We start from the raw sequence: 24302 nt of genomic DNA, 5'->3' as shown, positions 1-24302 counted from the left end.
CCTTGCCGTGAGGGTGAATTCGCCCAGAGGCGAGTACTACCCTCTTTATCGGCAGCTACCGCAGAAAATATACTTTTTTGTTATCGAGTCGGCATAGAATGAAAACGTTGTTTCGAAAATTCACCGACAAGAAAGGAGACATCATGTCCTGGCACCCTTACACCGGCCGATACGAAAACATGCAGTACCGATACTGCGGCAAAAGCGGCCTGCGCTTACCGGCACTGTCGCTAGGCCTGTGGCACAGCTTCGGTCACGTTCAGCCGCTCGATTCCCAGCGCGCGCTGCTGCGTAAGGCCTTCGATCTCGGTATTACCCACTTTGACCTTGCCAACAACTACGGCCCCCCACCAGGCAGCGCTGAAGAGAATTTTGGCCGTCTGCTGCGGGAGGATTTTGCCGGGTATCGTGACGAGCTGATCATCTCCACCAAAGCGGGCTACGACATGTGGCCAGGGCCGTATGGTTCGGGCGGTTCACGTAAATACCTGCTCGCCAGCCTCGACCAGAGCCTGAAACGCATGGGTGTGGAGTATGTGGATATTTTCTATTCTCACCGCGTAGACGAAAACACGCCGATGGAAGAGACCGCCTCCGCGCTGGCGCACGCGGTGCAGAGCGGAAAAGCGCTGTACGTCGGCATTTCGTCCTACTCCACGGAACGCACGGCGGTAATGGCCGAATTGCTGCGCGAGTGGAAGATCCCGCTTTTGATCCACCAGCCGTCTTACAACCTGCTTAACCGCTGGGTCGACAAGACCGGCCTGCTGGACGCGCTGGAGAAAAACGGAACGGGCTGTATCGCCTTTACCCCGCTGGCACAGGGCCTGCTCACCGGAAAATACCTGAACGGTATTCCGGACGGTTCACGTATGCAACGCGAAGGGAAAAAAGTGCGCGGCCTGACGGAGAAAATGCTGACGGAAGCCAACCTGAGCAGCCTTCGTTTGCTGAACGAAATGGCGCACGCGCGCGGGCAGACGATGGCGCAGATGGCGCTAAGCTGGCTGTTGAAAGATGAGCGTGTAACGTCGGTGCTGATTGGCGCGAGCCGCCCGGAGCAGCTGGAAGAGAACGTTCAGGCGCTGAATAACCTGCGCTTTAGCGAAGATGAACTGACGCGGATTGACCAGCACGTTGCGGATGGTGAGCTGAATTTGTGGCAGGCGTCGTCGGATAAATAAATAGTGCGGCCTGCTGCCCTCACCCTGTCCCTCTCCCACAGGGAGAGGGAGATTGATATTCCCTCACCCTGTGGGAGAGGGTTAGGGTGAGGGGCATGGTGAATTTATTTCTTACTGATCTTATCCAGATACCCCATCACAAACGCCGACAGCACAAACGTCAGGTGGATAATCACATACCACATCAGCTTATTATCCGGGACGTTTTTCGCGTCCATAAAGACGCGTAACAGGTGTATAGACGAAATCGCCACAATCGACGCCGCGACTTTATTCTTCAGCGATGAGGCATCCATTTTCCCCAGCCAGTTGAGCTTTTCTTTGTGCTCGGCGATATCAAGCTGAGAGACGAAATTCTCATAACCGGAGAACATCACCATCACCAGTAATCCCCCCACCAGCGTCATATCCACCAGCGACAGCAGAACCAGAATCAAATCGGCTTCTGCCACGGAGAAAATGTTTGGCAGGACATGAAATATCTCCTGGAAGAACTTGATCGTCAGGGCGACCAGCGCCAGGGAGAGACCAAAATAGACGGGTGCGAGCAGCCAGCGAGAGGCATACATTGCGTTTTCAAAGAAGCGTTCCATAAAATCCTGTCTGCAAACGAAACCAGCACTCAGTATATCTCAACTATACCTCGTTGGGATCCACATCCGGACGCGCATACTCCGGCCAGACCAGCGCGACCAGTTCCGGGTAGGCTTCCAGGCTAAACTCGCGAAAACACTGGCGCAGATTTAATACGTCTAAATCGGAGTACGACACCTTCTCGCCATTCAGACAGCGTTTTTTGATATTGTCGTAATATTTATAAACCGCCGAATTAAGGTCGCTACAACGGCGCTGCGCGTCGAACAGGCCGGGCGTATCATTAATTTCAGCCATTTTCATTCGCTTAATTGTCGCATGGAGAAAATCGATATATTCGTGATTTACCCGCCAGTACCAGACCGGCGTCACGGCGTTCATCAATACGGAGAAATGATCTTCCCCCTCCTCTTTCGACATCAATTCAGGCTGCGGCGGTTCACTGACGTCTTTTGACGCTTTCGGTTTATTTAACTCTTGCATCAATAAAAGCACGCCAGCGGTCAGTAATAGTAACGTTATGACCGTAAAGAAAATGCTGTTCATGGGTAGGCTCCATTTTTTTTGATTTTAAAATTGCCTCATGTTATTGTCAACGAATCTCACCCTTTTTCCACCCCCACCTTTTTTGAAATTAAAGGAAATTAAAATGCTGCCCGACAATCTTGTCCCGGCAAAGTACCACATTACGCCTGTGGAACAGCCTTCGACGGAAGCAGATAAAGAGGCGAATTTCACTCAAGGAAAAAGAAAACTCTCCGACTATGAAGCCGACATATTAATTGGTGTTTCACGCACCGGCAAATCCCGTAATATGGTGCTGGAAGAGCACGATCGCCATTTAAAAGAGCGTTTATTTCGCGCCATCAAGATTGAAGCCTTAGTTCATCTACTAAATGATTTACAGGCCGAAGGGGAAATAGATGCCCAGACGCTCAGTCAAATAATGACCGAGAAAACGCAGCAAATAAATGAGGCCGGCAATGAAATTTGGCTTAATTTAATTACGCGTGAAAAAAACAATCCCATTTTTTATAACCTGGGGGAAGATTAACGTGAATGATGACAGCGGTAATAACGTTTATTTGACTTTAGATGATAAGAAAAGCGATGAATTTATCTTAAAGCAGAATCTCGACGCCCTGAAAAAGATAAAAAATGACGAGATGACGCGAATTACGCAGGATTTGGTTTCGATTCCGGCCACGCTGGTGCGCCTGAAATGGCAGAATCGTCGGGAGATTTACGCCTTGCAGGCCAAGGAGGAGATTTACGGCGCGGTGATGAACGCCATTATTGAACAGCGCCCTGAGCTTAAAGAGAAGATCCTCGGGCGACTGGAGGCGAACTATCAGTACCTGCTGGCACGCGAGACAGCCACCCTGCGCCTGACCCGTAAACTCTCGGAAGGTCATTACCGAACTTCAAACGTGACCTGTGTAGCGCTTGATGAAGAGGCGCCGACGGCGCCTTCAGTGTGAGTCAACAATGATTGTTGCGGAATGCAGGCCGGGTAAAGCGACGCCGCCACCCGGCAGGGAAGGCTGCAAAAGCTTTCGTTTTACTTCGCGGACGCTTTCTCTTCGCCGACCAGACCAATCTTCAGGTATCCCGCCTGATGCAGCGTGTCCATTACCTTCATCATGGTTTCATAATCGACGGTTTTATCCGCGCGGAAGAAGACGGTGGTGTCTTTCTTGCCGCCGGTCAGCTGGTCCAGCGCCGGAATAACCGAGGCATCCGTTACCGGATCGTTGCCCAGGAACATGGACTTATCGGCCTTCACGGACAGGTAAATAGGCTTTTCCGGACGCGGCTGCGGCTGGCTGGAGGACGCAGGCAGATTCACCTTCACGTCCACCGTCGCCAGCGGTGCGGCAACCATAAAGATAATCAGCAGAACCAGCATGACGTCGATAAACGGCGTCACGTTGATCTCATGCATTTCACCGTTATCGTCCAGATTTTCATTAAGACGCATTGCCATACAATCAACCTACGCGCAGTTTGGACGCCGCATGTACCGGTTTAACGGCGCTGGCGTTCAGGTCCAGATCGCGGCTTTGCAGCAGCAGAACCTGCGCGGCAACGTCACCCAGTGTGGCTTTGTAACTGCCAATCATGCGCGCGAAGATGTTATAGATAACAACCGCCGGGATAGCGGCAACCAGACCGATAGCCGTGGCCAGCAGCGCTTCTGCGATACCCGGCGCGACGACCGCAAGGTTAGTGGTCTGCGTCTGGGCGATACCGATAAAGCTGTTCATGATGCCCCAGACGGTACCGAACAGGCCGACGAACGGGGAGATGGCGCCGATAGTCGCCAGGTAGCCGTTACCGCGGCCCATATGACGACCCACGGCCGCAACGCGACGCTCCAGACGGAAGCCGGTACGCTCTTTAATGCCTTCGTTATCTTCACTGCCTGCGGAGAGTTCCAGCTCGTTCTGCGCTTCGTTCACTAACAGGGTAGTCAGGCTTTTCGCATGGAAGGATGAGGTGATATCAGAAGCCTGATCCAGAGAGCGGGCTTCCGCCAGCTGCTTCTGCTCACGCTTGAGGCGGCGTTTTTGTGAAAGAAGTTCGGCGCTCTTGCTGAAGAAGATAGCCCAGGTGATCACGGACGCCAGAATCAGGCCGATCATCACAATCTTAACTACGATGTCAGCATGTTGATACATGCCCCAAACGGAGAGATCCGTCTGCATCAAATTATTACCCACTCTGTATCTCCAGGACGCAAATCACAAAATCTGAACGTAATAATATCAAAACGTCGTCGAATTGATAGTAGTTCTCATTAGTATTTACATAGTGCCGTAATTTTCGCTCACTTTCCTTGCGCTTACGCAGTAAAAATTTCTTATGCGAATTTTTGATAATATTTTCTGCTTATTCGATAAGCATCCGGATGCACATTCTGACAATCGTGGTAGTCTGGACGTCCAGACGTATAAAAAAAGGGTTAGCGAACATGACTAAAAAGCAGCTTGAGACCACGCTGGTGCAGGCAGGACGCAGTAAGAAATACACGCAGGGCTCGGTCAACAGCGTGATCCAGCGCGCCTCCTCGCTGGTGTTTGATACCGTTGAAGATAAAAAAATCGCTACGCGTAATCGCGCGAAGGGCGGGCTGTTTTACGGTCGTCGTGGCACGTTAACCCATTTCTCGTTGCAGGAAGCCATGTGCGAACTGGAGGGCGGCGCGGGCTGCGCGCTGTTCCCGTGCGGCGCGGCGGCGGTCGCCAATACTATTCTGGCGTTTGTGGAACAGGGTGACCACGTCCTGATGACCAATACCGCCTACGAGCCAAGCCAGGACTTCTGCACCAAAATACTCAGCAAGCTCGGCGTCACCACCAGCTGGTTCGATCCGCTGATTGGAGCCGGTATTGCCGGGCTTATTCAGCCCAACACGCGCGTTGTGTTCCTGGAATCTCCCGGCTCCATCACCATGGAAGTGCATGACGTCCCGGCCATCGTGAAGGCGGTGCGCAGCATAGCGCCGGAAGCGATCATCATGCTCGACAACACCTGGGCGGCAGGTGTGCTGTTTAAAGCCCTGGAATTTGACATCGATATCTCCATTCAGGCGGCGACCAAATACCTGATTGGCCATTCCGACGGCATGATCGGTACGGCGGTGTCTAACGCCCGCTGCTGGGATCAATTGCGTGAAAACGCCTACCTGATGGGCCAGATGGTGGATGCCGATACCGCCTACATGACCAGCCGGGGCATCCGTACGCTCGGCGTACGTTTGCGTCAGCATCACGAAAGCAGCCTGCAAATTGCACAGTGGCTGGCGCTGCATCCGCAGGTGGAGCGCGTTAACCATCCGGCGCTGCCGGGCAGCAAGGGCCACGAATACTGGCAACGTGACTTTACGGGCAGCAGCGGGTTGTTCTCATTTGTTCTTAAAAAGCGCCTGAATGACGCCGAACTGGCAAGCTATCTGGATAACTTTACCCTCTTCAGCATGGCCTATTCATGGGGTGGGTTTGAATCGCTGATCCTGCCCAACCAGCCGGAGCAGATTGCGGCCCTGCGCCCAGGCGGCGAGGTGGACTTCGAGGGGACCTTAATCCGCCTGCATATCGGGCTGGAAAATGTGGACGATTTAATTGCGGATTTATCGGCAGGATTTGAGCGCATCGTGTAAAGTGCTGGCTGAAATGTACTCCCCGGACGCTATTCTGAACACCGCAAGCAGAAAAGTCTGTATGAGATGCGCCTGCGATCAACCCCGACAGGCAAAATTGGGAGTACAATAGCGTTATATCTGCTGTTCCACAGGAAAGTCCATGGCTGTTATTCAAAATATCATCACGGCGCTCTGGCAACACGATTTTGCCGCGCTGGCGGACCCGCATGTCGTCGGGATTGTCTATTTCGTGATGTTCGCGACGCTGTTTCTGGAAAATGGATTACTGCCAGCCTCATTTTTACCCGGTGACAGCCTGCTCCTGCTCGCAGGGGCGTTAATCGGCAAGGGCGTGATGGACTTCGCACCGACAATGGTGATCCTCACCTCTGCGGCCAGTCTCGGCTGTTGGCTGAGCTACCTGCAAGGGCGCTGGCTTGGAAACACTCGCGTGGTGAAAGGCTGGCTGGCGCAGCTGCCGCATAAATATCACCAGCGCGCGACCTGCATGTTTGACCGTCACGGCCTGCTGGCGTTACTTGCCGGGCGTTTTCTGGCGTTTGTTCGTACCCTGTTGCCTACCATGGCGGGTATTTCAGGCCTCTCTAACCGCCGCTTCCAGTTCTTCAACTGGCTGAGCGCCCTGCTCTGGGTAGGCGTGGTCACCACGCTCGGCTACGCGCTGAATATGATCCCCTTTGTTAAGCGCCATGAAGACCAGGTGATGACCTTCCTGATGATCCTGCCGATTTTCCTGCTGGTTGCAGGGCTGGTGGGTACCATTGCGGTGGTGATTAAGAAAAAGTATTGCAGCGCATAAATAAAAGCCGGGTGGCGCTACCGCTTACCCGGCCTCCGTTTCCCCTCAGGCTCCCTGCATGGTTCTTATACGTGACGCATCTTCCCCCGGCGTGACGCCGAAGTAGCGCTTAAACTCCCGACTAAACTGCGACGCGCTTTCATACCCGACCCGCATCGCCGCGGCGCTGGCCTTCATGCCATCGTGGATCATCAGCATCCGCGCCTTATGCAGACGGTAGGTTTTGAGGTACTGCAACGGTGACGTGCTGGTGACAGATTTAAAGTTATGGTGAAACGCCGAGACGCTCATATTGGCTTCCGCCGCCAGCTGGTCAACGCTGAGGTTTTCCGTGTACTGGCTCTCGATGCGCTTCAGCACGCGGCTAATCAGGCTGAAGTGCGTTTGCCGGCTTACCAGCGCCAGCAGCGCCCCGCCGCCCGGTCCCAGCAGCACATGGTAAAGAATTTCGCGGATAATCTGCTTTCCGAGAATACGCGCATCCAGCGGCCTTTCCATCACGTCTAACAGGCGTTCAATCGCGCAGAGAATTTCCTCCGACAGGGTCGCGGAGTTGATACCGCTTGCCGCCATTGACGGCCGGAAAAGTTCGTCCTCCCCAATCTCCATCAGCAGCTCCTGCAACTGGAGGATGTCGACGTTGACGCGGATCCCGGCCAGCGGTACCTCCTCTGTCGCGAAAGTTTCACATTCGAAGGGTAAAGGTACTGTCAGAAGCAGATATTCATTGGTGTCGTAACGGAACACGCGCTCATTGATATAGCCAATCTTATGGCCAGAAAAGAGAAACACGATGCCGGGCTGATACATCACCGGGGTGCGCGTCCCGGGCTGGGTACCGTACAGCAATCGGATATCCGGCAGCAGCTCAGCCGAATCATTTCCGTTATCTATCATTCTTTTAATCTGCGACGTTAGCTGGCGGCAGATGGCATCACGGTTCATTTTCAGTTACTCCGGGTACGGTTTCCGACGCTGACAGTGTGCGCATTTTCTTACCGTTTCTCCAGCGCGCTGTAGAAATGGGCAAGACATCGGCAGGAATGTGCATTGAGAGGATAGCGCCTGCCCGCCACAATGAGCAGCATCAGGTTGCCTTCTGCGCCACCACGATTTTTTACCCACTACAGGGAACAAGCCATGAACAACTTTAATCTTCATACCCCAACCCGCATTCTGTTTGGTAAAGACGCCATCGCCGACCTGCGCGCGCAAATCCCCGCTGACGCCCGCGTCCTGATTACCTACGGCGGCGGCAGCGTGAAAAAAACCGGCGTACTGGATCAGGTGTACAGCGCTCTGGAAGGTCTGGACGTGCGCGAGTTCGGCGGTATCGAGCCTAACCCGTCTTATGAAACGCTGATGAACGCGGTAAAAATCGCCCGTGAGGAGCAAATCACCTTCCTGCTGGCGGTGGGCGGCGGCTCCGTGCTGGACGGCACCAAATTCATCGCGGCGGCGGCCCATTACGCTGACGGCATCGACCCGTGGCATATTCTGGAAACGGGCGGCAGCGACATCAGCAGTGCGATCCCGATGGGCTCCGTGCTGACGCTGCCGGCCACCGGATCAGAGTCCAACAAAGGCGCGGTCATCTCCCGTAAAACCACCGGTGACAAGCAGGCCTTTATGAACGAACACGTTCAGCCCGTGTTCGCGATCCTCGATCCGGTTTACACCTATACCCTGCCTGCACGTCAGGTGGCGAACGGCGTGGTCGACGCCTTTGTTCACACCGTTGAGCAGTACGTTACTTACCCGGTAAACGCCAAAATTCAGGATCGTTTCGCGGAAGGCATTCTGCTGACGCTGATTGAAGAAGGTCCAAAAGCGCTGAAAGAGCCTGAAAATTACGACGTGCGTGCCAACGTGATGTGGGCTGCCACCCAGGCGCTGAACGGCCTGATCGGCGCAGGCGTGCCGCAGGACTGGGCTACCCATATGCTCGGCCACGAGCTGACGGCGATGCACGGCCTGGATCACGCCCAGACGCTGGCGGTGGTTCTGCCTGCGCTGTGGAACGAAAAACGTGACGCTAAACGCGCCAAACTGCTCCAGTACGCCGAACGCGTGTGGAACATCACCGACGGTTCCGACGATGCGCGTATCGATGCCGCGATTGAAGCCACCCGTCACTTCTTTGAAAGCCTGGGCGTGCCAACGCGTCTCTCTGGCTATGGCCTGGACGGCAGTTCCATCCCTGCCCTGCTGGCGAAACTGGAAGCACACGGTATGACGCAGATCGGCGAGCATGGCGACATCACCCTGGACGTCAGCCGTCGTATTTACGAAGCGGCACGCTAAGCGTTTTTAGGATCCTGACTTTCGTTTTTTGACATTTCGTCCAGACTTAATGCACATCACATCGTCGGAGGTTCCCTCCGGCGATGAGCACCTGAAGGAGGAAAAATGGCAAACCAAACCGTAATCAAGCTACAGGACGGCAACGTGATGCCCCAGCTGGGGCTAGGTGTATGGAAAGCCGGTAACGACGAGGTCGTCTCCGCCATTCATAAAGCCCTGGAAGTCGGCTATCGGTCCATCGATACCGCCGCCGCCTATAAAAACGAGGACGGCGTGGGAAAAGCGCTTACCAGCGCCGGCGTTCCCCGGGATGAGCTTTTCATCACCACCAAGCTGTGGAACGACGATCAAAAGCGTCCCCGCGAAGCGTTGCAGGAGAGTCTGGAGAAACTCCAGCTCGATTTCGTCGATCTTTATCTCATGCACTGGCCGGTACCGGCTATCGACCATTACGTTGATGCCTGGAAAGGGATGATTGAACTGCAAAAAGAGGGGCTGATAAAAAGCATCGGCGTCTGTAATTTCCAGGTTCATCATCTGCAACGCCTGATTGATGAAACGGGCGTCGCGCCGGTGATTAACCAGATTGAGCTGCATCCGCTGATGCAGCAGCGCCAGCTTCATTCATGGAACGCCACGCACAAGATCCAGACCGAATCCTGGAGCCCGTTGGCTCAGGGCGGCGAAGGGGTGTTTGACCAGAAAATCATCCGTGAACTGGCGGATAAGTACGGTAAAACCCCGGCGCAGATCGTCATTCGCTGGCATCTGGATAGCGGTCTGGTGGTGATCCCGAAATCGGTCACGCCATCGCGTATCGCCGAGAACTTCGACGTCTGGGATTTCCGCCTGGATAAAGACGAGCTGGGTGAAATTGCGAAGCTGGATCAGGGCAAACGGCTTGGGCCGGACCCGGATCAGTTTGGCGGGTAATCCCCTCACCCTGCCCTCTCCCCGGAGGGGAGAGGGTTAGACCTGTAGGCCCGGTAAGCGCAGCGCCACCGGGCATTGTTACAGGTTTAACCGGTCTTACGTTTTACGTTCTTCTTCGTTCCCGCAACACCGTTCAAACGCTGATGCGCAATAGGCGTGTGCTTGGTCAGCGCCGGGCGCGTGTTGCGGTTCTGGCGGCGCGCTTCGCGCATCTCTTCCAGCGTTGGCGCTGGCACCAGGCAATCACGACGCGAGCCGATCAGGTGCTTTTTCCCCATCTCTTCCAGCGCCTGACGGATCAGCGGCCAGTTCTTCGGATCGTGATAACGCAGCAGCGCTTTATGCAGACGGCGCTGTTTATCCCCTTTCGGCACCACCACGTCTTCGCTCTTATAACCAATCTTACTCAGCGGGTTTTTGCCGGTGTAATACATGGTCGTCGAGTTGGCGAGCGGCGACGGATAGAAGTTCTGCACCTGATCCAGACGGAATCGACGCTGCTTCAGCCACAGCGCCAGGTTCACCATGTCTTCATCACGGGTGCCGGGGTGTGCGGAGATGAAATATGGGATCAGATACTGCTCTTTTCCCGCCTGTTTTGAATAGGTATCAAACAGCTGTTTAAAGCGGTCATAGCTGCCCATGCCCGGCTTCATCATTTTGGACAGCGGGCCTTCTTCGGTGTGCTCCGGGGCGATCTTCAGATAACCGCCAACGTGGTGCGTCGCCAGCTCTTTGATGTAGCGCGGATCTTCCACCGCAATGTCGTAACGCACGCCGGAGGCGATCAGGATCTTCTTGATGCCTTTCAGGTCACGGGCGCGACGGTAAAGATTGATCGTCGGCTCGTGGTTGGTGTCCATATGCTCGCAAATGCTCGGATAGACGCAGGAGAGACGACGGCAGGTCTGCTCGGCGCGCGGCGATTTACAGCGCAGCATGTACATGTTGGCCGTTGGACCACCCAGATCGGAGATCACGCCGGTAAAGCCCGGCACCGTGTCGCGAATCGCTTCGATCTCGTTAACAATCGACTCTTCGGAACGGCTCTGAATAATACGGCCTTCGTGTTCGGTGATCGAACAGAGCGAGCACCCTATAATTCTGATCATTTAGAAATTTTTTTGCGTTTAAAATCAATGAATTGAAAGATTTCATTTTTCTAAGTCTGATAAAACAGATGAAAACCCAACTGACTATACTCATAAAACTCAATCTTTGCGCTGCTGTACGATACCAGTAATTACAGGTGCCGAGTTTAACATCATGAAAAGTAGCCCAATAATGAATGACGCAACGCCAGCTGCGGTGCCTAACTTCTGACTGAACACCATTGAAACAAAGTACATATTTGGGATAAAAACGGACATAGCAATCACGAAAAGTAACTTATTCAGATAATTATTTATTCGGGTCTTAACCTCAACTCTATCATAAAAAGCCATCGAAACGTAAGCAGTTATCAGTGAATAAAAAGACCATGTCATATAGTTAACCGATTCATTAAATGCCTCTCGCAAAAGCAAAGCACTTTCTGTCATTCCCTACCTCATTAAATCAATAGAAAATAAATCTGAATAATTTATTTTTAAAAGAAAAGAACACAACATAACTTCAGTAGTTATGATTAATCCCTGAATGATTATTTCTTAGCAAGATATAACATGCTTAATGTATATCAGGCAATAAAAAAACTCCCAAAGACCACCGCTGTGGTCTTCAGGTATAGGATTTAAAGAACGAACTCAGTCCGGAAACGTATCACTATCTTCTGTAACGTCCGCTTTCTCTGGTAACATTCTGTTTTTAATATACTGTGAATTCCTGCAGATGAGAGGAAAAATCTCCGAGTTATTCATTATACAACTCGTTGCCGTACGGGCGTCCTCCGGAGACCATGATGAAAATGAAAACGTCTGACGGTCAAGCCATTGAGACAATAATACATTATCAACAGAAGCGCTAAACAGCGCCGCAATAGCCCTGCGTTCAACGGCCTTCTCAGGTTCAATAAACGACAACTCATTATGAAAACGGGTAATAATCGCAATACGGCTGTCAATACGAATATGTCTTTCAAGTAAGACATCGTGCAACTCATCAAGTACAGTCTCTCTCTGGGTATCGTCGAGGCAAGACCACAGAAAATGAATGTTCTCGGCATTTGTGACAACGTCTGGCTCTGCATCACGGAACCATGATGCAAAGATACCCACACTACCTTCCATCCGGATATGCTGCCCCTGAAGTTGCATTTGTTCAAGGATAAAGCGCATGTTCACAGGAAGAACCGTAAAACACTCAATAAGCCTTTCAGAAGAACTAAATACTCCACATGCCAGGGCGTTCAGCTTTTTCTTCAAAATATCAAACTGCTCACCTGACTGATATACGTCATGGAGAAATACTGGACCCATAGCATTCACATCAGACTCAATTATTTTCTCTGACAGTGCTTTTTGACGCTCTCGCACAAATATTAAAAGAGAGGTTGCATTTGTAGCTTCTTTGATGACGTCATACTGACCTTTAACAAAGCTCAGGACAGGTATATTCACCAGAAGACCTAAATCAACAATCCTGCCAACAGCATTTTTGATGTACGGCAGAACATTTTTATCCTTAAGTGCTATAAAGATACTCTCGGCAGTACGTAGATAACGAAGATATGCAGCCAAAGCCAGGTCAAACCGTTCCTCACCAATATGTTCACTGTACGACTCGATACCGGCATAGTTACCATGGAGCACCATGTGAGCAACAGCCTGTGCAGCAAATTCCGCAGGGAAGAGATTCCTCGTCGCCGTATTATTAAGATAATATTGATTTAAAACATTATTATTCCAGTCCGGGCTCAGAACAATTTTTCTGAAATGGATAACGTCCTCAACAACCTGACGATTTTTAAGCGTCATTATTGCAGAGCTAACCTGAGCCCCACCTGTACCATCATTCTTTCCAATTACGTTCTGTACCGCCTTCGATGCAATATTGATATGCCGGATAATTCCCGGATTAAAAAGGTCTATCTGAGGTTGCTCAGCTCCATAGCGTAACATCTCCTCCCGACCGTGATTTCCGATATCTAGTGTGCCAATTTTCAGGTTTGACAAGGTCTCTTCATTATTGACAAGGTATTCCACATAAAATACGCCATCTACAAAATTCTCCATTTTATTCAGTAGTGATTCACCGGCCAGAACAGAGTATGAATCAGCTTCCTGCAGCAACGTCTTCGTGGATTCAGCCTCCAATTTTTCTGAATCCTGAATTTCATCAAGTTTACTCACAATAAACGATATTTGCCTTTCGACGAAAGGCTCTAGGCTTATCCGCCCGTCAGCCATCAGTTTCTGCAGACTCAATACGAAACCTTCATCATTCTTTTCTCTGAGTGAAACAGCATAACTCTGATTCAGCATTTGCACTGCGACTTTGAGTTGCGGTTCGGCGAGAGCCTGACACTTCTCATCCATCCGGCTATAAGAAACCAGCCAGTCTCGCATCTGAATATGTGGTGCCACTCGCTGCCATGCTTCAGCGAAACCCCACAAGGCCGTCAGTTCTTCAAGCCGTGGGATATTTATAGCACCAATCGCGTCTTTAAGAGGCGTATCAAGCAACTCGCTCCTGGCAAGCTCCACCGTGGACTGATAGTGGATGCTCATCAGAAATTCGCTCCATCTTTCTGTATCGTTATTAAAAATTCGGGATATTTGTTGATAAGTTAGCGAGAGCATCTCGTCAAAATCATCCGGAGCAATACCGGGTTCGGTCTGACTAGCTTTGGGATCGCGAAGTAATACTTTAATATCTCGCTCCCCGTATCTGACCACCAGTAAGTAGAGAGCAATAAGAATATGGCGATGATCTTCTGTTGCAGGAACGGTAAGGTTCAGAATATGAATATCATTAACAAACTTCTTCATTAATCGCGGTGTGATACGAGGATACTCAGAGGGTTTCCAGCGCTCAAGCAACACCGTTGCTTCCCGGCACGCTATCCCTGCATCCTCATTTACTGTTTCTTTCCAGTACTGCCTTAACGCTTCCTGCCATCCTGCCGAAATAAGAGGAGGAACCTGAAAACTTACAGGAATCCGCTTTGCAATAAACTCACGCCCGCTGAAACCCGCCACAGAAAGTGAGGCTGAAACCTGTCTTGCCGAATAGGGCACCACTATCCTGAAGTGTTCATGAGTGGCTCCGGCAATAAGCTCCATATCACTCCAGAGCTCTTTCACTTTGTCTGCACTGATTCGGTCCAGATTATCAATGATAAGGATGAAGCGATCTCCATGGGAAATGACCTCTTTGGAGGTAAATCCCTGCAGAGCTTCAGCCAGCTCAATAGCTCCGACCTCCTTATTAACTAGCCAAGTCTCTTCAATCCTGTCAGTACTGTTGCGTTTGAACAAATCACCAATACTCGAATACCCTTTCTTTCTGTACCATTCCATGTTCTGCAGGCATGCCAGTCCTGCGACCATAATGGCAGGAGAAAGAAACGCGGCCACCTCAACATAAAAAAGCCACCCTAATAATGACTCCTTGTTAGTAAAATATTGATTAAGGTCTGTTAGCACATAACGAAGCATCTGCACGGAAAGCAATGACAGTAAAATAAAAACGACGGTCAACCAGCTTAGCCTGCTGCTGACCCTCTTGTCGTATTCAACGATGTTACCCAGAGCCAGATTTTTATACTTATCCAACACATCCCGGGAGCCCGGACATTGTAGGCTGACCCCGTGGTGGATGACATCGATAAGCGCTTTTTTAGTTGAGCCATGATGGTAACGTTCTGCATCAAAGTTAATGAACGTAAAATCATCTTTAAGCTTTTTCTGCAGGAACTTCAATATTGTTGACTTACCTGAACCCAGCTCACCTTCCAGACCAATAATATTGACATCAGGTGTCCTGATGATCTGAGCCACATTCTCTGCAACTTTTTCATGACTGCTGCCTCTAAACATATCCTGGTCAGCGGGTGATTCCGTCTGCAATCGTAGAGTCATTCAGCAATTTCCTTCGTTATAACGTAAGATTCTTTCACTATTAGACACAGTACAGAGCCCACAGCAACCAAATGACTGCAGCCGGGGCAGTTTAGTTTTAAGCATGCATAAGCCGATTTCGATGGAATCCCTTTCACACAATAATATTGAATTGAAGCAATGAAAACATTAATGTGTTTGTTGTGACTAGCTGCAGGGGCCTGGAAGAAATTCCAAAGCCTGACAAACCGGAACAGGGCTTGCTCTGCTCCGGTTTTATCCAGTTCATCTTGAAGCCCTTGTTTTTGTTACATATCCCTGCTCACTCTTTCAGCCATTGTTAAGCTTCTTGTGTGTAATCTGCGAATAATACGGATGCAAAATTGATGCAATGGATTATACATACCTACAGCGCACGTTACGCTGAGCTGAATCGAATTTCAGAGAACGTTCTTCGCTATTACCCTGCCCAGCCAGTTGAACACATTTTATCATCCGGCCCCGAGAGTGACATGTTCTCTGCCTGGTACAGCCTTCATCAGAGTCAAACTAGACGTTATTTACAGGCAAAAGAAGACAGCTACAGAGCTTAAGTCTGACATTATTCGTGGCTGTGTCTGCCTTCGGAGTTTTCAGCTTATCCCGATAACAGCGGTTTTGAAAAATTGACGTTTTTTACACCGGTACATTGCCCGAACGCAATCTCCCCCGTAGCGAAATACCGCCCCGCAGAAAATCGTCCATGCTCGGCATGCCCCTGGAACATCAGCATCTTTTCAATAAAGGTTTTACAGCCTATAGTCTGTATAACACAAAATACACCTTACCTGCTGTATTACAGGGCGGTACTCCCTACTCAGTCTGCGAGGCAGGTCACTTATGAATAATCAGTTCCCGATAAAAACGCTGAACCAGCTCAGACCTGTGCTAATCGGGTTTCGCAAAATCAAGGGCTTCACGCAAAAAGATGTGTCTGAGAGGCTTGGCGTAACGCAGCAAACCTATGCCCGCCTGGAAGCAAACCCTGCTAGCGCCAGTATTGATCGTCTGTACAAGGTATTCAGTATTCTGGGCGTAGAAATAACGCTGTCATCTATTTCCCCTTCACCCTTCATTTCCCACACAGAGATGAGGGGGGCATTTGACAGCACTCCCGCCAGACGGGAGAAATGGTGACTATTAGAAGTTTGCTAGTTTTGTCGAATGACGCCAACTACATGTCCGCATCCATCGAGTAGTGGCTTCAAGCCACGATTGTCACTGCCTCCGCTGCCTTTTTCCAGTAACTCTCTCCTTTTAATTCTAATATTTAGGGGTGTCAACGCAAAGCAGAAACGGCACCTTCTTTGCGAGACAGAAATGACCTGTGATTGCCTGGCCGATTTATGGCAGCTAAGTGCGAGAAGCGGATATAGCGAATTCGCCATTGTACGGGATTAGCAGGTTTACTGAAGCAACCTGCGATGGCGTTATGGCAATAGTCAGTCCCCTGTCCAGTCGGCATAGGTGGCCACCTCGTCACCGCCGGGGATAAACTGATTGAAGCCTCCGCGCAAAATCACTTATTCTTTTCCGTTAATAAAATGCAGGAGCAAAGTCATGACTGGCGAAATTCGTGGGCGAGGCAGGCCACGAAAAACAGAGAGTACCTATACAGGGTAAGGGTGCCAACTTACTGACGCCCTTCTAAGAGTCAAGCTGTTATCGGGATACTGTTGATCCGCCTGTTTTGATTGCGCAGTAACGTGTAAACTTCGCGGGAGATATATCGCTTTAGACAGCGTATCGCTTCCATTTTTGTATGTCCTTCGGCTACACGCCTGGCGACATATTCCTTTGTTTTTGCGTCAGTTCGTAAGCGTCCGATGGCGATGATGTGAAGTGCACTATTTGCAGCACGATCTCCACCACGATTAAGTCGGTAACGGTTCGTTTTTCCAGAAGAAACGGGGACCGGGCTGACACCACACAGTGCCGCAAATCCTGATTCTGATCTTAACCGTTGAGGATTGTCTCCGGCAGTGATCAGCAACTGTGAAGCGCTTTCGTATCCGATAGCATTACGTTTAATCAGCTCAGGTGCCAACTCGTCGACAATTGCCGCAATCATGACATCCAGATCAGCGATTTCGTCATGTAACTCGAGATAGCGTCGGGCAAGGGACTTTAATGAAATGCGATAAACGTTGGTTACATTGCGGTATTCACTGGCATCAGGTCTCCAGGAACCCAGGGTCCTGATGAGCTGCATGCGCGTCATATTTCTGAGCTGTTCACGTAATTCATCCGGGGCAGAGATAATATTTGAATGGATAATCTGGAGAGCGACTCTGCGGGCTGATATTGCTGTTTTTCGGCAAGTTTTTAATACCCGCAGGGACTCAATCATGCCATCACGCGTTTTGGGAGTAACTGTCCTGATGCCTGAGAATGCTGCATGAGCGGCACATTCAGCATCAATTGTGTCACTTTTACCCCGTTTGCGTCGCTCCATCCGGTCTGGAGCAGTCACCTCAAGAACTTCTAACCCGGCGTTCTGAAAATAACGAAGCAAACCGGAACCATAGGTACCTGTGCACTCAACACCAATTCGCTTTAATGTCCCAAACGAGGTCATCCATGCCAGCATCTGCCGGTAACCTTGTCGTGTTGTGGAGAAATACTGAGTCCCAAGGACTTTATTGTTCTGATCTACGACAGCGGCAACGTGCAAATCTTTATGTGTATCCACGCCACCCACAACGGCAGCTTCGGTAACTTTATCAACCATGACAGAGCTCCTGTGAGGAAACAGAGTTGAATCTCCAGACAGATAACCCGGACAGGACAGTAACGAGACAAGCCGTCAGGCCCTTCTTGAGTCACGCGCATCGGTGAGGAGATGCCTCGCATGAAGGCGCTTCCGGCAACCGACGGGTCCAGGGCAGGACACAAAAGGTCGATCGCTGTGTGAGTCAGGATGCGGGAAGGTCTTCATCCGGGAATGATCCATACCGGCCATGCTGCTGTGATCCATGGGCGCGGAGGATGTCCCGCTATCCGGAAGGTCAGCACCGTCCATAGACATCATCTCTCCGCTGTTATCCATGCCTCCCATCTGGCTGTGGTCCATTCCTGCCATATCATGTCCCATTCCCCCCATACCCATATCTTCCATGGTCAACAGAGGACGGGGATCGAGGGGGGGAACGGCAGCACTTAACCCCTCTCTCGTGGCCAGTGTCCCTCGAGCGTAACCGGTCCTGTCCATGGATTGTGCGAAGATGGTATAGGCCTCACCCTGAGGCTCCACAATGACATCATAGGTTTCGGCAACGGCAATCCTGAATTCGTCAACGGTAACCGGGTTTACATACTGGCCATCTGCAGCCACGACCGTCATTTTCAGCCCGGGGATACGGATATCGAAATAGGTCATTGCCGAGCCGTTGATAAACCGTAAGCGTATCTTTTCACCGGGACGGAACAGTCCGGTCCAGTTTTTCAGCGGGGCCTGCCCGTTCATGAGATAGGTGTAGGTGTAGCCACTGACATCCGCGAGGTCAGTCGGATTCATTTTCATTTCAGCCCACATTTTCCGATCGGCAATGGTGGCTGACAGCCCCCTGGTATTCACGTCGCGGAAAAAAGAGCCAACGGTTGGTTTATTGAAATTGTAGTAATCCGACTGTTTTTTTAATTTTTTCAGCAGGCTGTGAGGATTTTCATCGGTCCAGTCAGACAACATGACCACATGCTCACGATCGTAAGCAAACGGTTCTGGCTCCCTGGCATCGATGATAATGGCACCGTATACCCCCTCCTGTTCCTGCAGACCGGAATGGCTGTGGTACCAGTAAGTCCCGTTCTGCTTAACCTTAAAGGTGTAAACGTAGGTATCATCAGGCTCTATGCCCATAAAACTCAGCCCCGGAACACCATCCATATTGGCCGGAAGAATAATGCCGTGCCAGTGAATGGACGTCTGTTCATTAAGACGGTTTTTGACCTTCAGGGTAATGGTGTCACCTTCTTTCCAGCGAAGAACGGGCCCCGGCAGGCCTCCATTGATTGTTTTGGCCTGACGCTCACTGCCCGTGATATTGACGGCCGTTTCACCAATGGTCAGGTCAAACTGAGTACCCTGCAGGGATGCGGCAACTGGCAGGCTCAGACTGGAACGCGCATTGAAACTCCATACGCCAAGACTTCCGGCTACGCCAGAGAGGGTTAACCCCTTCAGGAAAGTTCGTCGAGACGTTTTCAACAGCATGCGCATTCCCTTATTTAAAGTATGGTTACTGACAGAATTCGAGAACCGATTTAAATTAAATTACTGGTTCATCCACTTACAATGAAATGAATCTAGCACACCTTAAGAAACAAATTCATTACAATCGTGTAATGTACGTGGCTGTATTACATTTACGTCATCTTCCCCACAGGTTGATTTTTTTATATATGATCATAAGGACATCTTTTATGTACCTCAGAAGGTAATTACACATGAATATATTAATCACGACCACTGCGTTTACAGCTTTATTTTGTGGGGCAGCTTTTGCTCAGTCCAGTGATATTGCCCATGAAGCACATCGATTTGTTAATAATGCCTCAGCCGTCAGTCATGTGAACTCCTCGACGCATGAAAACTTACCGGACAGGGTTAATAAAAACAACACGCCCTCATTCTCTGAAATGAATGAACATGAAAGGGCCATTGTTGCTCATTCATTTATGAACAACAGCGCGTCCTATGTGCATCAGAAAATGATTGAGGAACATAAAAAAATGCTGTCCGGCAGTGATGCAAATTCAAAGACCTCGTCTTCTTCTTTTAACGAACTGAATGCCGGAGAAAAAGCCGCTCTCGTGCATGAGCAGGTCAATAATGCCGGTGCGGAAGCACATCAGACGCAGGCAAGAAAGCTTCGCGGGCTGTATTCGACCAGGTAACTGCAGGCGGGTTAGTGCTTAGCATCAGGTGCGCAGCAGGGCTTTACTGACGGGTTACGTAGCAGGACATGAGCCCCATATTGCTCTGCCGTAACCTGTTTCAGTCCCGTTAATCATCACCGTCGGGCTGGTCATACAGTTCCCAGAGCTTCAGGAGCAAACGGGAAACAAGATATGTTACAAAAATGACGACCATCAACGGTGCTCCCGATTAACTGACAGATGACACGCCTCCTGAAAACCCCTAGCATACGCCGCAGTGTTCATGCTAACGGCGAATTCCAGTAAATGTATTCTACCGATGTCGTAAAAGAAAATGCCTACCTTTCAGCCACCCGCTCGGGGCTGGAATCGAACGAGATCGCTACTCTTCAGCGCTCCTTGCCTTCCCGGTTTAATCTGCGGCATTTGAAAAAAAATGAATCATTAAAACTCGTACTGCAAAAGAAAGCGGGAAAATCACGTGTCGTGGCCTATAAATTTACGTCCGGTTCATTTAATTACACGGCGTATCGTATATCAGATAAAAAGTTCTATAACCTTTCCGATACTTCCGGGAAAGGCAGTCTCGATTATCCGTTACCGGCCACAGCAAGACTCAGTTCGCCTTTCAATCCTGCAAGACTTAACCCGGTATCGGGAAAAGTGAGTCCCCATAATGGCATTGATTATTCCATGCCCATGAACACGAAAATAGTCAGCGTCATCGACGGAAAAATCACCCGGGCCGAATACAACAGCACCATGGGATATTTTGTTGAAGTAACAGGAAAAGCCGGTGTTAAAACTCGCTATCTCCACCTCAATAAAATACTCGTTACTAAAGGGGCCAGGGTTACCCGGGGAGGCGCTATTGCGTTATCCGGTAACAGCGGACGTTCATCCGGCCCTCATCTGCATTACGAGCTGGTCATCAATAACAATCCTGTTAACTCACTGGCGTTCCGGGCAGCGGCACCCGCTGATAACAAACTTGAACAGCATGCCTTTGCGCATGCCAGAGACTACGAACGATACCTGGACTGATAACGGGGCCGCGACGCGGCCCCGTCTGCCGGATTAATTTTTTTTATCGTTTTCACTTCCTTGATGTTGATGATCTCCATGCCCTCCGTGGCCGTGGAAAAGATGCATTAGCGGGCAGACCAGCAATAACAGATATGGCCAGTAACCTGCCACATGTGACCAGTGTTCGCGCAGGAGGGCAAATGCCGCGATCGCGGCGACAGCAATAAGCGCATAGGTGGTACTTTTCATACTGGACTCCTTCTGTTCGTAACAGCCCCTTCACTCAGTGTTATTTCCCGAGCCTGACACTTTTCAGACGCAACGCATTCACAATGACGCTGACGGAGGAAAGAGCCATGGCCGCCGCCGCAATAACTGGCGACAGCAGTATTCCATACACAGGATAAAGCAGGCCTGCAGCCACAGGCACGCCAAGTGCGTTGTAGATAAATGCAAAAAACAGATTCTGTCGGATATTTTTCATGGTGATTTCTGACAGATGACGGGCCCTGTTCAGTATCATCAAGTCGCCTTTGAGAAGGGTGACTCCGGCACTTTCAATTGCCACATCTGTACCCGTTCCCATGGCTATTCCCACGTCAGCCGCTGCCAGCGCCGGGGCATCATTCACACCGTCTCCGGCCATCGCAACCACATGGCCAGACGCTTTCAGTCGGGTTATCGCTGCTTTTTTGCCATCCGGCAGAATCCCGGCTTCAACCTCATCTATTCCCAGTTTCCGTGCGACTGCTTCAGCGGTAAGCTGGTTATCCCCGGTGAGCATAACGATGCGGATCCCCGCCTGACGCAAAGCTTTAAGCGCATCCGGCGTGGTTGCTTTCACGGGATCCGAGATAGCTATCAGGCCTGCAAGGTGCCCGTCTGTGGCCACATAGATAACGGTAGCACCTTCCATCCGCAACGTATCCGCAACGGCCTTTTGATTATCAATAACGATACTGTTTTCCTGCATAGCCAGTTCATTACCAATAACAACCCGTTGACCTTCGACATCGCCTGAGACACCTTTACCCGACGGCGCATTGAAATGAGTGACTGCGGGTATTGCGATCCCCTTTTCCTGTGCTGCTTTAACTACTGCCATACCCAGCGGATGCTGCGAGCCTTTTTCCACTGCGGCCGTTACACGCAAAAGAGATGTTTCCCCACCCGGATTGAGACTGATAATCCCTGTCACCGTCGGCGAACCTTCCGTGAGCGTGCCTGTTTTGTCGACAACCAGCGTGTCCACTTTTTCAAGACGCTCAAGGGCTTCGGCATTCTTGATTAACACCCCGGCCTGGGCTCCTTTGCCCACCCCCACCATTATCGACATCGGCGTGGCCAGCCCCAGCGCGCAGGGACAGGCAATAATCAGGACCGACACAGCCGCAATGAGACCGTGCGCCATCCTGGGCTCGGGCCCCCAGACAGACCAGATCATGAAAGCAACAACCGCGATAAGTATCACCAGAGGAACAAACCAGCCTGAAACGCTGTCAGCCATTCTCTGGATGGGGGCCCGCGAACGCTGTGCATCAGCGACCATCTGAACAATTCGTGAGAGCATCGTTTCATCACCGACTTTCTCTGCACGGATGATAAGACTACCTGTCTGATTAATGGTCCCCCCGATGACAGGGTCACCCTCCGTTTTGGTAACAGGCATAGATTCCCCGGTCACCATCGATTCATCAACGGTTGTTTTGCCTTCGACCACGATACCGTCGACCGGAATACTCTCTCCAGGTCTGATGCGGAGCTTATCGCCAGGCAGGACATCTTCCGCATTAATATCCGTTTCATGACCGTCATGATCCAGCCGTCTGGCGGTTTTGGGGGCAAGGTTCAGAAGCGCAGTAATGGCGCCTGAGGTTTGTTCCCGTGCCCGCAGCTCAAGAACCTGTCCCAGCAGAACAAGCACCGTAATAACTGCTGCGGCTTCAAAATAAACGGCCACCAGGCCATCCATGTTTCTGAACGATGCAGGAAACCAGGAGGGGAAGACGGTTGCAATGACGCTGTAAACCCAGGCTACGCCGGTCCCCATTGCAACAAGGGTAAACATATTCAGGGAGCGGTTACGTAACGACATTCCGGCCCGGGCGAAGAATGGCCAGCCACACCACAACACGACAGGGGAGGCCAGAAGCAACTGCAGCCATGTGTTGTACTGTGGCGGTACTGTATTCCTCAAGTCGGGAAACAGATGAGATCCCATTTCGAGTACCAGAACCGGAAACGCCAGCAACAACCCCAGCCAGAAGCGTCTTGTCATGTCGTGAAGTTCATCACTCGGCCCCGTGGATGCCGTAGCTACGAGCGGCTCCAGTGCCATTCCACAGACAGGACAGCTTCCGGGACCACTGCGGCGTATCTCCGGGTGCATCGGACATGTCCACACACCTTCAGAATTCTCTTTTTCCGCCTGGTTGTGAGGCTGTTTTATCTGATCAGGGCTGACTTCGTGATGATCGTGGTGATGGTGATGGGAATGTTCACTGGCATCTTCGGTAAGATAACGATCGGGATGGGCTTTAAATTTACTCTCACAGCTGGCGGAGCAGAAATAAAGTTGGTGGTCCTGGTATCGAATGCTGCTGTGCGCCCTGTCGGGCAGGATGGCCATCCCGCACACGGGATCTCTCACCTTATGCAATACGTGGCCCTCGTCCGGGGATAATGTCTGCTCAGAAGCAGTCTGGTTGTTGTGTTGCACTGCATTGTCATTTTTCACAGTAACTCTCCTTATGCATACCGAAGCATCTTCTGTCTTCAGGGTATGTCATGGATGCGATTACCACGAATATCGCCGGCACAGGAGTGCCTGCTACCGGCGTCCCGTTATCAGCCGTTCCGCTGACTATTCGATTCGCTGGAAGACTTTTTTACTTCCATCCGGTGAGAATGCGATAACATCGTAAGCCTCTTTTCGGGCTCCCATCTCCATTCCAGGACTTCCTGCTGGCATACCGGGGGTGGCGAGACCGTATATACCCGAACCAGACTGCATTGCCTTATGTATCGTTGTCGCAGGCACATGGCCTTCAATGATCAAATTACCGGCAACCGCGGTATGACAACTTCGTAGTCCTGCAGGAATAGCATGCTTTTCTTTCAGGGCTGACAGCGCCTGATCATTCATGACGTGAGTTCGTACTTCAAACCCGTCTTTTTCCATCGCTTTGCCCCACAGGGAACAACAGCCACAGTTTTCAGATTTGTACATATCAATCACTTTTTCACTCGCCATCGCGGGTAGTGAAAGGCCGAGAGCCAGCGCCATTAGAACCACTTTTTTCATACTCACCTCTGTATATTATCGATATAAACCCTGACGTCAGGGTGAATCAGTAAAGAAGGACACCCACAGGGGGTGC

The 24302-nt window shown here is 50.9% G+C and carries 21 protein-coding genes and 2 pseudogenes; 10 read left to right on the top strand and 13 right to left on the bottom strand.

What is annotated here, in order from left to right; all coding sequences use genetic code 11:
• The first annotated feature begins 143 nt into the window (after positions 1–143).
• The gene (locus O1722_RS03875; RefSeq protein WP_032649519.1) at positions 144–1184 is read left to right on the top strand and encodes an aldo/keto reductase; all 1041 of its coding nucleotides are present in this window, start codon (positions 144–146) and stop codon (positions 1182–1184) included.
• Positions 1185–1288: 104 nt separating this feature from the next.
• Here the strand turns inward: O1722_RS03875 and O1722_RS03870 are convergent, their stop codons facing one another.
• Positions 1289–1777 (bottom strand): TIGR00645 family protein, encoded by a 489-nt coding sequence (locus tag O1722_RS03870; RefSeq protein ID WP_006811956.1) that lies wholly within the window; start codon positions 1775–1777, stop codon positions 1289–1291.
• A gap of 43 nt (positions 1778–1820) precedes the next feature.
• A complete protein-coding gene (locus O1722_RS03865) occupies positions 1821–2324 on the bottom strand; it encodes an ESA_00282 family adhesion-associated protein (protein WP_033487658.1) in 504 nt (167 codons plus the stop codon).
• Between the two features lie 103 nt (positions 2325–2427).
• Here O1722_RS03865 and O1722_RS03860 point away from each other — a divergent pair, with 103 nt between their 5' ends.
• Together O1722_RS03860 and O1722_RS03855 are read left to right on the top strand one after the other, a co-directional pair.
• Positions 2428–2832: a hypothetical protein gene (locus tag O1722_RS03860; RefSeq protein WP_032649523.1), complete on the top strand. Its 405-nt coding sequence runs from the start codon at positions 2428–2430 to the stop codon at positions 2830–2832.
• A 1-nt stretch (position 2833) separates the two neighbouring features.
• Positions 2834–3259, top strand: a complete 426-nt coding sequence (locus O1722_RS03855; protein ID WP_017382748.1) for a hypothetical protein — start codon at positions 2834–2836, stop codon at positions 3257–3259.
• A gap of 80 nt (positions 3260–3339) precedes the next feature.
• Here O1722_RS03855 and exbD read toward each other — a convergent pair whose 3' ends face one another.
• Together exbD and exbB are read right to left on the bottom strand one after the other, a co-directional pair.
• Complete coding sequence (exbD, locus tag O1722_RS03850) at positions 3340–3765, bottom strand: TonB system transport protein ExbD (RefSeq protein ID WP_100151314.1); 426 nt, start codon at positions 3763–3765, stop codon at positions 3340–3342.
• Between the two features lie 4 nt (positions 3766–3769).
• Positions 3770–4501 (bottom strand): tol-pal system-associated acyl-CoA thioesterase, encoded by a 732-nt coding sequence (gene exbB, locus O1722_RS03845; protein ID WP_003862482.1) that lies wholly within the window; start codon positions 4499–4501, stop codon positions 3770–3772.
• 251 nt (positions 4502–4752) lie between these two features.
• Here exbB and metC point away from each other — a divergent pair, with 251 nt between their 5' ends.
• Together metC and yghB are read left to right on the top strand one after the other, a co-directional pair.
• Entirely contained in the window at positions 4753–5940 is a 1188-nt protein-coding gene (metC, locus tag O1722_RS03840) for a cystathionine beta-lyase (protein ID WP_033487659.1), read from the top strand.
• A 142-nt stretch (positions 5941–6082) separates the two neighbouring features.
• Positions 6083–6742: a DedA family general envelope maintenance protein YghB gene (gene yghB / locus O1722_RS03835; protein ID WP_015571869.1), complete on the top strand. Its 660-nt coding sequence runs from the start codon at positions 6083–6085 to the stop codon at positions 6740–6742.
• A gap of 45 nt (positions 6743–6787) precedes the next feature.
• Here the strand turns inward: yghB and O1722_RS03830 are convergent, their stop codons facing one another.
• Positions 6788–7687 carry an AraC family transcriptional regulator gene (locus tag O1722_RS03830; protein ID WP_033487660.1) on the bottom strand — a complete coding sequence of 300 codons (900 nt, stop codon included), beginning with the start codon at positions 7685–7687 and terminating at the stop codon, positions 6788–6790.
• A gap of 195 nt (positions 7688–7882) precedes the next feature.
• Here O1722_RS03830 and yqhD point away from each other — a divergent pair, with 195 nt between their 5' ends.
• The gene (gene yqhD / locus O1722_RS03825) at positions 7883–9046 is read left to right on the top strand and encodes an alcohol dehydrogenase (RefSeq protein WP_023304422.1); all 1164 of its coding nucleotides are present in this window, start codon (positions 7883–7885) and stop codon (positions 9044–9046) included.
• A gap of 105 nt (positions 9047–9151) precedes the next feature.
• Positions 9152–9979, top strand: a complete 828-nt coding sequence (gene dkgA / locus O1722_RS03820) for a 2,5-didehydrogluconate reductase DkgA (RefSeq protein ID WP_032655034.1) — start codon at positions 9152–9154, stop codon at positions 9977–9979.
• Between the two features lie 86 nt (positions 9980–10065).
• Here dkgA and O1722_RS03815 read toward each other — a convergent pair.
• From O1722_RS03815 to O1722_RS03805, 3 genes and pseudogenes are all read right to left on the bottom strand, one after another.
• A pseudogene (locus O1722_RS03815) lies at positions 10066–11076 on the bottom strand (DUF3362 domain-containing protein); the annotation flags it as partial.
• 114 nt (positions 11077–11190) lie between these two features.
• Positions 11191–11520, bottom strand: coding sequence for a hypothetical protein (locus O1722_RS03810; protein WP_000140246.1), 330 nt, complete (start codon positions 11518–11520; stop codon positions 11191–11193).
• A gap of 204 nt (positions 11521–11724) precedes the next feature.
• Positions 11725–15000 carry a P-loop NTPase fold protein gene (locus O1722_RS03805; RefSeq protein WP_021242119.1) on the bottom strand — a complete coding sequence of 1092 codons (3276 nt, stop codon included), beginning with the start codon at positions 14998–15000 and terminating at the stop codon, positions 11725–11727.
• A gap of 858 nt (positions 15001–15858) precedes the next feature.
• Between O1722_RS03805 and O1722_RS03800 the strand changes: the two genes are divergently transcribed.
• Positions 15859–16155 carry a helix-turn-helix transcriptional regulator gene (locus tag O1722_RS03800; protein ID WP_017384073.1) on the top strand — a complete coding sequence of 99 codons (297 nt, stop codon included), beginning with the start codon at positions 15859–15861 and terminating at the stop codon, positions 16153–16155.
• A gap of 517 nt (positions 16156–16672) precedes the next feature.
• Here the strand turns inward: O1722_RS03800 and O1722_RS03795 are convergent.
• Positions 16673–17749 (bottom strand): IS110 family RNA-guided transposase, encoded by a 1077-nt coding sequence (locus tag O1722_RS03795; protein WP_000227969.1) that lies wholly within the window; start codon positions 17747–17749, stop codon positions 16673–16675.
• A 159-nt stretch (positions 17750–17908) separates the two neighbouring features.
• Positions 17909–19231: pseudogene (gene pcoA, locus O1722_RS03790) on the bottom strand (multicopper oxidase PcoA); the annotation flags it as partial.
• 233 nt (positions 19232–19464) lie between these two features.
• On the opposite strand from pcoA, the gene O1722_RS03785 reads away from it, so the two are divergent.
• Both O1722_RS03785 and O1722_RS03780 read left to right on the top strand, forming a co-directional pair.
• Positions 19465–19914: a hypothetical protein gene (locus O1722_RS03785; RefSeq protein ID WP_016151365.1), complete on the top strand. Its 450-nt coding sequence runs from the start codon at positions 19465–19467 to the stop codon at positions 19912–19914.
• Positions 19915–20202: 288 nt separating this feature from the next.
• A complete protein-coding gene (locus O1722_RS03780) occupies positions 20203–20940 on the top strand; it encodes a peptidoglycan DD-metalloendopeptidase family protein (protein ID WP_000287501.1) in 738 nt (245 codons plus the stop codon).
• 33 nt (positions 20941–20973) lie between these two features.
• Here the strand turns inward: O1722_RS03780 and O1722_RS03775 are convergent, their stop codons facing one another.
• The 3 genes from O1722_RS03775 to O1722_RS03765 all read right to left on the bottom strand — a co-directional run bounded on the left by O1722_RS03775 (position 20974) and on the right by O1722_RS03765 (position 24226).
• Positions 20974–21171: a DUF2933 domain-containing protein gene (locus O1722_RS03775; protein WP_000843497.1), complete on the bottom strand. Its 198-nt coding sequence runs from the start codon at positions 21169–21171 to the stop codon at positions 20974–20976.
• A 40-nt stretch (positions 21172–21211) separates the two neighbouring features.
• Positions 21212–23659 carry an Ag(+)-translocating P-type ATPase SilP gene (gene silP, locus O1722_RS03770; protein WP_023295437.1) on the bottom strand — a complete coding sequence of 816 codons (2448 nt, stop codon included), beginning with the start codon at positions 23657–23659 and terminating at the stop codon, positions 21212–21214.
• 126 nt (positions 23660–23785) lie between these two features.
• On the bottom strand, positions 23786–24226 hold the full coding sequence (locus tag O1722_RS03765) for a DUF411 domain-containing protein (protein WP_000758228.1): 441 nt from the start codon (positions 24224–24226) through the stop codon (positions 23786–23788).
• Between the last annotated feature and the right edge of the window lie 76 nt (positions 24227–24302).

Source organism: Enterobacter cloacae complex sp. HYC003_NIDB (genome assembly GCF_056673375.1).
The sequence above is the reverse complement of the archived record's forward strand: the minus strand, read 5'-3'. Positions and strand labels throughout refer to the sequence as shown.

Bases quoted from the DNA above. Each gene is read 5' to 3' on its own strand.
- O1722_RS03785 (WP_016151365.1), top strand. From the start codon at position 19,465: ATGAATATATTAATCACGACCACTGCGTTTACAGCTTTATTTTGTGGG.
- O1722_RS03860 (WP_032649523.1), top strand. From the start codon at position 2,428: ATGCTGCCCGACAATCTTGTCCCGGCAAAGTACCACATTACGCCTGTG.
- O1722_RS03775 (WP_000843497.1), bottom strand. From the start codon at position 21,171: ATGAAAAGTACCACCTATGCGCTTATTGCTGTCGCCGCGATCGCGGCA.
- O1722_RS03800 (WP_017384073.1), top strand. From the start codon at position 15,859: ATGAATAATCAGTTCCCGATAAAAACGCTGAACCAGCTCAGACCTGTG.
- O1722_RS03870 (WP_006811956.1), bottom strand. From the start codon at position 1,777: ATGGAACGCTTCTTTGAAAACGCAATGTATGCCTCTCGCTGGCTGCTC.
- O1722_RS03830 (WP_033487660.1), bottom strand. From the start codon at position 7,687: ATGAACCGTGATGCCATCTGCCGCCAGCTAACGTCGCAGATTAAAAGA.
- O1722_RS03765 (WP_000758228.1), bottom strand. From the start codon at position 24,226: ATGAAAAAAGTGGTTCTAATGGCGCTGGCTCTCGGCCTTTCACTACCC.
- yghB (WP_015571869.1), top strand. From the start codon at position 6,083: ATGGCTGTTATTCAAAATATCATCACGGCGCTCTGGCAACACGATTTT.
- O1722_RS03875 (WP_032649519.1), top strand. From the start codon at position 144: ATGTCCTGGCACCCTTACACCGGCCGATACGAAAACATGCAGTACCGA.
- O1722_RS03805 (WP_021242119.1), bottom strand. From the start codon at position 15,000: ATGACTCTACGATTGCAGACGGAATCACCCGCTGACCAGGATATGTTT.
- O1722_RS03810 (WP_000140246.1), bottom strand. From the start codon at position 11,520: ATGACAGAAAGTGCTTTGCTTTTGCGAGAGGCATTTAATGAATCGGTT.
- dkgA (WP_032655034.1), top strand. From the start codon at position 9,152: ATGGCAAACCAAACCGTAATCAAGCTACAGGACGGCAACGTGATGCCC.
- yqhD (WP_023304422.1), top strand. From the start codon at position 7,883: ATGAACAACTTTAATCTTCATACCCCAACCCGCATTCTGTTTGGTAAA.
- O1722_RS03795 (WP_000227969.1), bottom strand. From the start codon at position 17,749: ATGGTTGATAAAGTTACCGAAGCTGCCGTTGTGGGTGGCGTGGATACA.
- O1722_RS03865 (WP_033487658.1), bottom strand. From the start codon at position 2,324: ATGAACAGCATTTTCTTTACGGTCATAACGTTACTATTACTGACCGCT.
- exbD (WP_100151314.1), bottom strand. From the start codon at position 3,765: ATGGCAATGCGTCTTAATGAAAATCTGGACGATAACGGTGAAATGCAT.
- O1722_RS03780 (WP_000287501.1), top strand. From the start codon at position 20,203: ATGTATTCTACCGATGTCGTAAAAGAAAATGCCTACCTTTCAGCCACC.
- metC (WP_033487659.1), top strand. From the start codon at position 4,753: ATGACTAAAAAGCAGCTTGAGACCACGCTGGTGCAGGCAGGACGCAGT.